The organism is Stenotrophomonas sp. Steno-Z4 (assembly GCF_056393145.1).
Map to the genome: position 1 here is coordinate 234,403 of NZ_JBWJPC010000007.1, position 7,513 is coordinate 241,915.

Sequence of the window (7,513 nt, forward strand, 5' to 3'; positions counted from 1 at the left end):
TCCCACCGGCGCCCGTAACAATTCGTAGCGCCGACTGTCAGTCGGCGACCGCGCGCAGCGTGGCGCAAGCATCCGGGGCCGGTGTGCAATCGGTTGCGACGATGCCACCGACGTTTAGACAATCCGAAGCCGCCCGTCAGGCATCCCGACGCCGGAACGAAGTGAGGGACGCCGTCCGGACCAATCGATCCCATCGGCTGAAACGCAAAAAGGCCCGGTGTAAACCGGGCCTTTCCGACTATGCGCATCCTGCAAACATCAACCCGCCAACTCAGCCTGGTCCCGCTCGATCCCATACTTGCGCAGCTTCTCCACCAGCGTGGTACGCCGCAGGCCGAGCAGCTGGGCAGCGTGGGCGACCACGCCCTGCGTGCGCTCCAGCGCCTCGTTGATCAGGGTCAGCTCGATGTTGGCCATGTGGTTGCGCAGGTCCAGGCCGGCGTCGGGCAGGGCCGGGGACTTGTCGGCCGGGGCGGCGCCGTTCGCTGCCGCCGCACCCGTCGCCGGGGCGTGGAAGGAGAAGCTGCGCAGGTCCAGGCGGTCGTCACCGGCCGGTGCCGGCGGCGCTACTGCAACCGGCGCTGCCACCGCGAAATCACCGCGATACCGTGCCGGCAGGTCCTGCACGCGCACGTTGCCACCCGGGTGCAGCACGGCCAGGCGCTCCACCAGGTTGGTCAGCTCGCGCACGTTGCCCGGCCATTCGTAGGCGGCCAGGGCCTGCAGCGCTTCCGGGCTGAAACGCACTTCGCCGCGGCCGGTGCGGGCCAGCTGGCCGGCAATGGTGGTGACCAGTGCGGGCAGGTCTTCGCTGCGGTCGCGCAGCGCCGGCACTTCGATCGGGAACACATTGAGCCGGTAGAACAGATCCTCGCGGAACTTGCCATCGGCAATGCGCGATTCCAGGTCGCGGTGGGTTGCGGCGATCACCCGCACGTTGCAGCGGATGGTCTGGTTGCCGCCCACGCGCTCGAAGCTGCGTTCCTGCAGCACGCGCAGCAGCTTGACCTGCATCGGCAGGCTCATGTCGCCGATTTCGTCCAGCAGCAGGGTGCCGCCCTCGGCCATCTCGAAACGGCCCTTGCGTGCGCTGAGTGCGCCGGTGAAGGCACCCTTTTCGTGACCGAACAGTTCGCTTTCCAGCAGGTCGGCCGGAATCGCGCCGCAGTTGATCGCCACGAACGGGCCATCGCGGCGCGGCGAGCGCTGGTGGATCGAACGCGACACCACTTCCTTGCCGGTACCCGATTCGCCCAGCACCAGCACGGTGGTGTCGAAGGCGGCCACCTGCTCGATCATCTGGCGCAGCGCGCTCACCGCCGCACCGTCACCGGTGGGACCCTGGTCCTGGCTGGCGCCGGCCTGGTGCTCGGCGTCAAGCCGCTTCAGGCTGGCACGGCGCAGCAGGGCTTCCATCTGCGCATGGCGCAGCGGGGCTTCCAGCGGCCACACATTGGCCTCATGCAGGCCGTGGCGCTGGGCGAACGCGGCAGCATCGCCGTCAATCAGCATCACCGGCGGCGGCAGGGCGCCCTGGCCGGCCCACGCGAACAGCGCTTCACTTCGCGCGCCCGGCTCCAGGCCGCCGATGATCACGGCCATCCAGTCGGTGGCACGGTGGCGGGTGGTATCGAAATCGGCCGCGTCGGCAATCCAGCGCGGGTTGAAGTCCATGAATTCCAGCAGGCCAACGGTGCGCTCGGCGCGCACGGCGTCGTTATCCAGCACCAGGATGCGCGACTCGCTCATGGCGTCGGCTCCTTCAAGCCCTCCAGGATCGGCATGACCTCCTGGATGTAGGACAGCTTGCTGACGAAGTTGTCGGCGCCGGCACGCAGGGCGTGCTCGCGGTGTTCGACGTCGTCGAAGTGGCTGGCGATGACGATGTAGGGTGCATCGTCCTGGGTCTTGATCAGGCGGGTGGCCTGCAGCCCGCCCATTTCCGGCATGGCCAAATCCATCAGCACCACCTGCGGGCGCAGCGACTCGGAACGCTCGATGGCTTCCAGGCCATTGCCGGCGCTGCCGACCACATCGAGCCAGTCGACCTTGCGGAAGTGGCGCATGGCGGCGTTGATGAAGCCCTCGTGGTCATCGACCAGCAGGACGGTGAGCTTGTTCATGTCGTGTACTTCCTTCAGCCCACCCGGGCCAGTAGCGGGGTGCGGGCATTGTGCCGGCGGCGTTCCCGGGCCGGGGCGATGTCCAGTTGTTCGCGGTATTTTGCAACGGTTCGGCGGGCAATGTTTACGCCCTGGCGTGACAGAAGTCCCGCAATGGCCTCATCAGCCAGCGGACGACCGGCCGGTTCGGCATCGATCAGGCGCCGGACCATGGCCTTCACGGCCTGGCCGGAGACGCTGGCGCCTTCCAGGCGCACGGCGAAGAAGTGCTTCAGCTCCAGGGTGCCGCGCGGGGTCTGCAGGTACTTGCCGGTGGTGATGCGCGAGACGGTGGACTCGTGCATGCCGATGGCATCGGCCACTTCCTTCAGGGTCAGCGGGGCCATGGCCTCTTCGCCGCGGGTGAGGAAGCCGGCCTGGCGTTCGATGATGACGCGGGTGGTGCGCAGCAGGGTGTCGTAGCGCATGGACAGGCCACGGGTCAGCCAGCGGGCTTCCTGCAGCATGTCGCGCAACGGCTGGGCACTGTCGCCGGCATCGGCCAGGGCACTTTCGTAGGTGGGGTTGATGCTCAGGCGGCGGCTGGTGGCCGGGTTGAGCGCCACGCGCCACTGGCCATCGGCGTGCCAGGCCACCACGTCCGGGATGACCGCGCCGGACGTATCGGGCAGCAGGCTGTCGCCCGGGCGCGGCTGCAGCGAGAGGATCAGGCGCACCGCTTCGTGGATGTCGGCGACTTCCGCATCCAGCTGGCGGGCCAGGGCGGGGTAGTCGTGCGCGGCCAGGGCGTCCAGGCCGTGGTCCAGCACCCGCAGGGCCAGGTGGCGGGCCGGCACGCGGCCGTGCAGGGCGCGCAGCTGGACCGAGAGGCATTCGTGCAGGTCGCGGGCGGCCAGGCCGGCCGGGTCGCCGTGCAGGATCTGCTGGCGCACCGCTTCCACACCGTCGGCGTCCACATCGCAATGGGCGCTGGCCAACAGGGTCAGCTGCTCCAGCGGCGCGTCCAGGTAGCCCGCATCGTCGCAGTGCTCCAGCCAGAAGCGGGCCACGGCCAGTTCGCGTGCATCCAGTTCCAGCGACAGGCGCTGCAGGGCGCGCAGCTGCGGGTCGCTGGATTCGTCGGCGGCAATGCGCTGCAGGCGGTCGTCGTCGCCGTCGTGCCAGCTGGCCCCGGCCACGTCCCACATCGCCGGCTCGGGCAGTTCGTCGAAGGCGGCCACTTCCACGGTGGTGCCGGCTTCGCCGGTCTCGGCGGTGTCGGGCGCGGGCGCTTCTTCCAGCTCCAGCAGCGGGTTGGTGTCCAGTGCGCGGCGGATTTCCAGCTCCAGCTGCATGCCGTCCAGCTGCAGCAGTCGGATCGACTGCAGCAATTGCGGCGTGAGGTGCAGCTGCTGACCCATCTGGGTCGACATCATCGGCTTCATGTGGTGTATCCCCGTCGCCCCGAGCCCCCGGTGCGTTATGGAACACATCTTGCTTGTGATCCCGTGGGGGCGAAATCAGGGGGTTCCCTAGCGGGGTCGTCAGGTTCCCGACAGCGTGTGGGGAGATTCCTGACGGTATGTCTGGTTATTTGACGCTGGGCGCGGCGGGGATCGCTGTTTCCGCGGTGTCTTCGGCTGCGTCCCGATCAAAAACCCGGCGCTCGTGGCCGCTGTGGCAGGCAGATGTCGGGGAATCGACGCCGGTTATTCCAGTTCGTGCTGGTGACGCGCGGCGAGCAGCAGCAGGTCGTTGGCGCGGCGGCAGCCCAGCGATTCCATCATGCGCGCGCGGTGGGTTTCCACCGTCTTGACGCTGATGCCCAGGTCGGCGGCGATTTCCTTGTTGCTTTCACCCTTGCCGATCTGGCGCAGGATCTCGCGCTGGCGCGGCGAGAGCGCGGCAATGCCGACCGGCTTTTCCCTGCCCAGCATGGGCGCCAGCATCTTGGCCGAGATCTGCGGGCTCAGGAACACCTGGCCGGCATGGGCGGCGCGCAGCGCCAGGTCGAGCTCCTGGGGGGCGGCGTCCTTCACCACGAAGCCCACCGCACCGCGGTCCAGTGCATCGCGCACGTGCACGGCGTCGTCGTGCATGGTCATCATCACCACGCGGGTGCCCGGCGCGCGGACCAGGATGTCGCTCAGGGCTTCCAGCCCGGTACGACCGGGCAGGGACAGGTCCATCAGGATCACATCGGGCGAATGCAGCAGGGCCATTTCAAGCGCCTCCTTTGCATTGCTGGCCTCTGCGGCGACCTCGACGTCGGCAAAGCCCTGGAGCAGGCGGCTTAGGCCGGCGCGGACCAGGGTGTGATCGTCGACGATGAGAACGCGCACGGGCAGAGGAGATGTGAAGAAAAGAAGTTCTTCACATTATCCTAGCGCGGGCCTTTATTAAAGACCGCGCCGCCGGGAATCCGCCACCTGCCGCCGGTGCAGCCGGAACAGGTGCCGCTCCAGCGCCATTTCCAGCCCGTCGCTCATGGGTGCAAAGCGCAGCCAGAGGAAACAGGAGCCGGCACCGGTGGCCGCTTCGGCCAGCACGGTGACGGGCAGGTCGATGTGGTCGGGCAGCCAGTCGCAGGGCTGCAGGCGGATCACCCCCAGGCTGCCGGCCGCGGCACCGGTGCGGGCGCCCAGTTCCAGGCGGATGCCCCGGCGCGACCAGCGCAGCGGGCGCAGGTCCAGGTCCTGGGCGCTCTGCCGCACCAGCCGGCCGAGCAGCACCATGGTCAGGTCCAGCTTGGCTTCCAGGCGCTGCAGCTGGGCACTGGATTCGCCACGGTCGTCATGACCGTCATCGCCCCGGGAATCCTCCACCAGGGCAACGCTGCGCAGCAGGGTTTCGGCGCTGCCGGGGCGGATCACGCTGCTGCCCAGGCGGAATTCGGCGGGCAGGGCGACATCGCAGCTCAGCGTTTCATCGAACAGCTCGCTTTCGGCCGGATGATGGATGTCGCTGGGGCGAAGTTCGCTCATGTCAGGGATTCTGCCCGGAGGTAGGCGAGAGACGCGCGAACGGCGCGTCGGTCGGCGGTGAGGTGGCTGCCCGCTTCGTCGCGGCGGGCCGCCATGCGGATGCTGACCTGCTGCTGGCGGGCGATCAGCCCGCGCAGCGAGCCGGCGTCGATGCGGGCCTCGTGTTCGTCCAGGTACGCACGTACCTGCTGTTCGTAGGCGTCCATCAGGCGCTGGGTCAGGTCGTGGTCATCACCTTCGACCGCGCCCGACAGCCTGTCCAGCGCATCATGCAGGAGGTGAAGGACGTCGGGGGCGAGTGAGGCGTGCATCAGGCGCCTGCCGCAGCGGGCTGGCGCTGGTCGTGCGGGATGGCATTCCACGCAGAATCGATCTCGGTCAGCAGCTGCAGGGCTTCCTGCAGGGCAGCGCCGTCGTTGTGCAGGTTGGCATCGGTCAGGCGCTGCATGACGTAGTCGTACAGGGCCGACAGGTTGCCGGCGATGTCGCCGCCGGCTTCGTGGTCGAGCGAGCCATTGAGGTGGCCGACGATGGCGCAGGCCTCGCCGATGGCCTTGCCCTTGCGGGCCTGGTCGTTGCGCTCCAGGCAGGCCTCGGCCAGGCGGATGCGCTCGCAGGCGCCGGTCAGCAGCATGGCGACCAGTTTATGCGGGTCGGCATCGTTGACGGCGCTGGAAACGCCGACCTTGCGGTACTGCTCTGCGTACTGACGGCTGGAACCGTACATTGGAACTTCTCCTCTGGGACCCACGCCAGACATCAGGTGGTGGGTGCTGCCATGAATATCGGCGGTGCGGTGCGGAAACTTGAGCGTTGCCGCGCGGCGGGTCAGCTGCTGGTCTTCTTGGCCAGTGCCTGGGTCAGGCTGTCGCTGGTGGTCTGCATCTGGGTCACCAGGGTTTCCATGGCGGTGAACTGCTTGGTGTAGCGGTCGGAAACCTTTTCCATGCGCGCGTCGAGCGCATCCAGGCGGCTTTCCAGGTCCTTGATCTGCTTGTTCAGCGAATTGGTGCGCTGGGTGAGGGTGCCGGTTTCCTTGTCCAGGTTGCTCTTGATGAGCGTGTCCATGGGCTTGCCGATGGCGCCGTCCTTGCCGAACAGGCGGGACACGGCATCGGGGTCTTTACCGATGGCGGTCTCCATCTTGCCGCTGTCCAGGGTCAGGCTGCCGTCGGCCGCCATGGTGACGCCCATGTCCTTGAGGCCGTTGATGTTGCTGCTGAACTGGCTGCGCAGCTGCTGCTGCAGGCCGCGCACCATGGCGTCGCCAGTGAGTGCGGCGGCGGTCTTGCTGGTGGCGTTGTAGGCGCTGGTGGACTTCAGCGCGCTGTTCATGGCGTTGTAGGCGGCCACGAAGGCGGCCATGTCGGTCTTGACCGCGGTGTTGTCGCGGGTAATCGTCAGGGTCTGGGTCTTGCCCGCTTCAGTGCCGGCCTTGGTCAGGGTCAGGTTCACCCCGGGGACGATGTCGCTGATCGTGTTGGAGCTGGAGGTACGGGTGAACCCGTCGACGACGACGACGGCATCCTTGGGCTCGACGGTCTGGGTCATCGGGGAGCCGGCGGTGCCGTCGTAGGTCAGGGCCGCCAGGCCGCCGTTGCCGCCGCTGGCGGTGATCTTGACGGCACCCGACAGGCCGGTATCGACGGCACTGAGCATCAGATGCTGGCCATCGTCGGCGGTGATGACACTGGCGCTGACCACTTTGCCGCCAGCGGCTTTGTTGATGGCCGCGGCGATGTCGCTGAGCTTGCTGTCGGCGTTGATGGTGACGTCGAGGGTCTTGTCGCCATAGGCGATGGTCAGGGTGCCGTCGCCGATGACGGTGTCCTTGGCGAAGGCGCCGGAGCTGAGCTTCTGGCCCTGGGCCAGGGATTTGACTTCCACCTGGTGGGTGCCGGCAGAGGCGGAGGCGGCGCCTTCGCTGGTGTCGATGCTGGCGGTGAAGTTGGAGTCGGTGATGGTGCTGGCTTTGAAGGACGGCTTGTCGGCGTTCTTGATCAGGCTGGCCAGGGTGGTCTGCAGGTTGGTCATGCCACTGGTCAGGGTGGCCAGCGCCGACAATTTGGCACTGGCGGCGGTACCGGCGGAATTGATCTGGTTTTCCTGCGGTTCGCGCTCCTTGGCGACCAGCTGGGCCACCAGGGTGGGAATATCGAGGCCGGTACCAATGGTGCCAATCGCCATGTCTGCAGTCCTGTCTTGAAATGTGGGCACGCAATCGCCTGCGCTTCCTGCAGGTGGTATCGGCCCGGAACGGGGAGGCTTGAGGCCCGTCCACCTGGCGGTGGGCGCGCTGATGCCAAAGCAGGTGCAAGCGGCATGCCAGAGTGGCGCCGTGGCCAACAAAAAACCCCGCCGGAGCGGGGTTCCCTGTTTCGCAACGCCAATGACGCTTAGCCGTTCAGCAGGCTCATCACGCTCGAA

At 67.5% G+C, this 7,513-nt stretch carries 8 protein-coding genes; all 8 read right to left on the bottom strand.

The window, feature by feature from the left end; all coding sequences use genetic code 11:
- Positions 1-258: 258 nt before the first annotated feature.
- Positions 259-1,749 (bottom strand): sigma-54 dependent transcriptional regulator, encoded by a 1,491-nt coding sequence (locus tag AC06E7_RS16705; protein ID WP_210132469.1) that lies wholly within the window; start codon positions 1,747-1,749, stop codon positions 259-261.
- Positions 1,746-2,123, bottom strand: coding sequence for a response regulator (locus AC06E7_RS16710; RefSeq protein WP_068851692.1), 378 nt, complete (start codon positions 2,121-2,123; stop codon positions 1,746-1,748). Before AC06E7_RS16710 ends, AC06E7_RS16705 begins: the two co-directional genes overlap by 4 nt.
- A 14-nt stretch (positions 2,124-2,137) precedes the next feature.
- Entirely contained in the window at positions 2,138-3,547 is a 1,410-nt protein-coding gene (rpoN, locus tag AC06E7_RS16715) for an RNA polymerase factor sigma-54 (RefSeq protein WP_478065381.1), read from the bottom strand.
- A gap of 264 nt (positions 3,548-3,811) precedes the next feature.
- Complete coding sequence (locus tag AC06E7_RS16720; RefSeq protein WP_068851698.1) at positions 3,812-4,444, bottom strand: response regulator; 633 nt, start codon at positions 4,442-4,444, stop codon at positions 3,812-3,814.
- A 57-nt stretch (positions 4,445-4,501) separates the two neighbouring features.
- Complete coding sequence (locus tag AC06E7_RS16725) at positions 4,502-5,086, bottom strand: PilZ domain-containing protein (protein WP_068851701.1); 585 nt, start codon at positions 5,084-5,086, stop codon at positions 4,502-4,504.
- Positions 5,083-5,397 (bottom strand): hypothetical protein, encoded by a 315-nt coding sequence (locus AC06E7_RS16730; protein ID WP_478065382.1) that lies wholly within the window; start codon positions 5,395-5,397, stop codon positions 5,083-5,085. Before AC06E7_RS16730 ends, AC06E7_RS16725 begins: the two co-directional genes overlap by 4 nt.
- Positions 5,397-5,813: a flagellar export chaperone FliS gene (gene fliS, locus AC06E7_RS16735; protein ID WP_068851708.1), complete on the bottom strand. Its 417-nt coding sequence runs from the start codon at positions 5,811-5,813 to the stop codon at positions 5,397-5,399. Before fliS ends, AC06E7_RS16730 begins: the two co-directional genes overlap by 1 nt.
- A gap of 101 nt (positions 5,814-5,914) precedes the next feature.
- Entirely contained in the window at positions 5,915-7,273 is a 1,359-nt protein-coding gene (gene fliD, locus AC06E7_RS16740) for a flagellar filament capping protein FliD (RefSeq protein WP_095363798.1), read from the bottom strand.
- Positions 7,274-7,513 lie beyond the last annotated feature (240 nt).